This window comes from Kineococcus siccus (genome assembly GCF_009906795.1).
GTDB classification, from domain to species: Bacteria; Actinomycetota; Actinomycetes; order Actinomycetales; family Kineococcaceae; genus Kineococcus; species Kineococcus siccus.
The window spans coordinates 1-3,168 of sequence record NZ_JAAALN010000325.1 but is presented as its reverse complement, the minus strand read 5'-3'; the positions used below and the strand labels follow the sequence as shown (position 1 = coordinate 3,168).

Annotated in this window: 3 protein-coding genes; 1 reads left to right on the top strand and 2 read right to left on the bottom strand. The window is 76.0% G+C overall.

What is annotated here, in order from left to right:
- Positions 1-463 (top strand): ROK family protein (locus GTR02_RS20875; protein ID WP_166609396.1); only part of this gene is annotated, 463 nt, incomplete at its 5' end.
- A gap of 33 nt (positions 464-496) precedes the next feature.
- Here the strand turns inward: GTR02_RS20875 and panB are convergent.
- Positions 497-1,345, bottom strand: a complete 849-nt coding sequence (panB, locus tag GTR02_RS20870) for a 3-methyl-2-oxobutanoate hydroxymethyltransferase (RefSeq protein WP_166609395.1) — start codon at positions 1,343-1,345, stop codon at positions 497-499.
- Positions 1,342-3,150 carry an NAD+ synthase gene (locus GTR02_RS20865; protein ID WP_166609394.1) on the bottom strand — a complete coding sequence of 603 codons (1,809 nt, stop codon included), beginning with the start codon at positions 3,148-3,150 and terminating at the stop codon, positions 1,342-1,344. The genes panB and GTR02_RS20865 overlap by 4 nt, the downstream gene beginning before the upstream one ends.
- Between the last annotated feature and the right edge of the window lie 18 nt (positions 3,151-3,168).

Sequence of the window (3,168 nt, the reverse complement as noted above, 5' to 3'; positions counted from 1 at the left end):
CGGCGACCCCCTCGACCTGGTCGAGGGGGTCGCCGGGACCGAGGGCATCGCGGCCCGGGTCCGCGACCGGGCGCGCCGGGCGCTGGAGCAGGACGACCGCCCGTCGTCGCTGCGCGCCGGGGCCGCGTCGGGAGCGCCGGAGGCGGAGGAGGTCTTCGCGGCCGCGCTGGCCGGTGACGCGCTGGCGCGCCACGTCCTCGCGGAGGTGGGCGACGTGACGGCCCGGGTCGTCGCGACCCTCGCCAGCGTCTTCGACACCGAGCGCGTCGTCGTCGCGGGGGCGGTCGCCGCCTCGGCGCAGCCCGTGCTCGCCACGGCCCTGGAGCGCCTGCCGCGGTACTTCGACCCGCCCGTGCCGCAGGTGCACGCCTCGGAGCTCGGCGTGGACGTCGTCACGGTCGGCGCCGTGCGCTGCGCCCTCGAGCACGTGCGGCGGACCGCGGTCACGACGTCGCTCGCGTGAGCCGGTCCGCGGTGCCGGGCCGGTGCGGCCGGGCTAGAAGGAGTGCTCCGCGGCCGGGAAGGACCCCTCGCGCACGTCGGCGGCGTAGCGGCGGGCCGCGTCGGTGAGCGTCGCGCGCAGGTCGGCGTACTGCTTGACGAAGCGCGGTGTGCGCCCGCCCGTCAGCCCCGCGAAGTCCTGCCACACGAGCACCTGGCCGTCGCAGTCGGCCCCCGCGCCGATGCCGACCGTGGGGACCTGCAGGGTCGCGGTGACGGTGCGCGCCACGGCCGCGGGCACCATCTCCAGCACGACGGCGAACGCGCCCGCCGACGCCACGGCCGTCGCGTCGGCGAGGACCGCCGAGGCCGCGTCGCCCCGGCCCTGCACGCGGTAGCCGCCCAGCGCGTGCTCGGCCTGCGGCGTGAAGCCGACGTGGCCCATGACGGGGATGCCCGCCGCCACCACGGCCCGGACCCGCGCGGCGCTGCGCACCCCGCCCTCCAGCTTGACGGCGTGCGCCCCGCCCTCCTTGAGGAAGCGCACGGCCGTGGCGACGGCGAGCTCGTCGGAGGCCTCGTAGGAGCCGAACGGCAGGTCCGCCACCACGAGGGCGTGCGGGGCCCCGGTGACGACGGCGCGCACGAGGGGCAGGAGGTCGTCGACCGTGACGGGCAGCGTCGTGGCGTGCCCGAACACCGTGCCGCCCGCCGAGTCGCCCACGAGCAGGACGGGGATGCCCGCCTCGTCGAACACGGCCGCGGTCAGCACGTCGTAGCTCGTGAGCATCGCCCACCTCTCCCCGCGCGCCTTGAGCTCGGCGAGGTGGTGCACGCGCGTGCGGCGCCGCGGGGCGGGCCCCGCCGCCGTGACCGGACCGTCCGCGACGTCGGGACCGCTCACGCGGCGCCGCCGGTCGGGACCTCGTCGGTGCGCACGTCGACGGGCGGCGCGAGGACGGCCGACGCGGCGACCTCCCGCCAGCGGCTCGTGATCGGCAGCCGGCGGTCCCGGCCGAACGCCTTGTAGGAGATCTTCGGGCCGGGCGCGAACTGCCGCCGCTTCCACTCGGCGCGGTCGACGAGCGTGACGACGGAGTCGACGACGGTCGCGTCGAAGCCCTCGCCCAGCAGGTCCGCGCGCCCGCGGTCGCCCTCCACGTAGTCCTCGAGGATGGCGTCGAGCACCTCGTACGGCGGCAGGGAGTCCTGGTCGGTCTGGTCGGGCCGCAGCTCCGCCGACGGCGGCTTGGTGATCGTGTTCTCGGGGATGGGGGGTTCCTCGCCGCGCGAGACCGCGTCCGCGTTGCGCCAGCGCGACAGCGCCCACACCAGCGTCTTGGGCACGTCCTTCAGCGGCGCGTACCCGCCCACGGAGTCGCCGTAGAGCGTGGAGTAGCCGACGGCGAGCTCGCTCTTGTTGCTCGTGGCCAGCGTCAGGTGGCCCTCCTGGTTCGCCAGGCCCATGAGGGTCGTGCCGCGCACGCGGGCCTGCAGGTTCTCCTCGGCCACGCCCGTCAGCGGCACGGTGGCGAGGAACGCGTCGACCATGGGGGCGATGGGGTACTGCCGGTAGCGCAGGCCCGTGCGCCGCGCCAGGTCCGCGGCGTCGTCCTGCGAGTGCTGCGAGGAGTAGCCCGACGGCAGCGAGATGCCCTGCACGTTCTCCCCGCCGAGGGCGTCGACCGCCAGGGACGCCACGAGCGCGGAGTCGATCCCGCCCGAGACCGCGATGATGACCGACCGGAAGCCGTTCTTGCGCACGTAGTCCCGGATGCCCAGGACGAGCGCGGCGTGCACGTCGGCGACGTCGGGCAGCGGTTCGTGGACGGCGGAGGCGCGGCGCTCGTAGGCCGGCACGGCGTCGCCGCTGACGACGACGCGCTGCACGGAACCCTCCCAGCGGGGCGAGGGGTCGGCGGCCGCCAGCTCGAGGTCGGCCACCACGAGGTCCTCGCGGAACTGCGGCCCGCGGGCCACGACCGCGCCGTCGGCCACCACGAGGGAGTCGCCGTCGAAGACCAGCTCGTCCTGGCCGCCGACCGCGTTGACGTAGGCGATGGGGCAGCCCGCCTCCGCGGCGCGGCGCTCGACGAGCTCCAGCCGGACGTCGTCCTTGTTGCGCTCGTAGGGGGAGGCGTTGATGACCGCGAGCAGCCCCGCCCCCGCGTCGCCCGCCTGCTGCACGGGCCCGCCGTCCTGCCAGAGGTCCTCGCAGATCGCGATCGCGACGTCCACGCCGCGGACCCGCACGACCACGAGGTCGTCGCCCGGCACGAAGATGCGGTACTCGTCGAAGACGCCGTAGTTCGGCAGGTGGTGCTTGGCGTAGCGGGCCACGACCCGGCCGCCGTGCAGCACGGCCGCGCAGTTCTGCGGCAGCCCGTTCGGCCGGCCCTCGGTCGAGCCGGGGCGCGTGTCGGCGCCCGCGCGGTCGACGTAGCCGACGACCACGGGCAGGTCGCCGAACCCGTCGTCGGCCAGGTCGAGGGCGAGCCGGGCGAGCGCCTGCTTCGACGCGTCGACGAAGGACCGGCGCAGCGCCAGGTCCTCCACCGGGTACCCGGTCAGCGCGGTCTCGGGGAACAGCACGAGGTGCGCGCCGTCCTCGGCGGCGCGGCGCGTCCACGAGCGCACGGCCTGCGCGTTGGCGTCGAGGTCGCCCACCGTCGTGTTGATCTGAGCCATGGCCACGCGGAGCTGAGGCATGCCCGCAGCCTAGTGAGC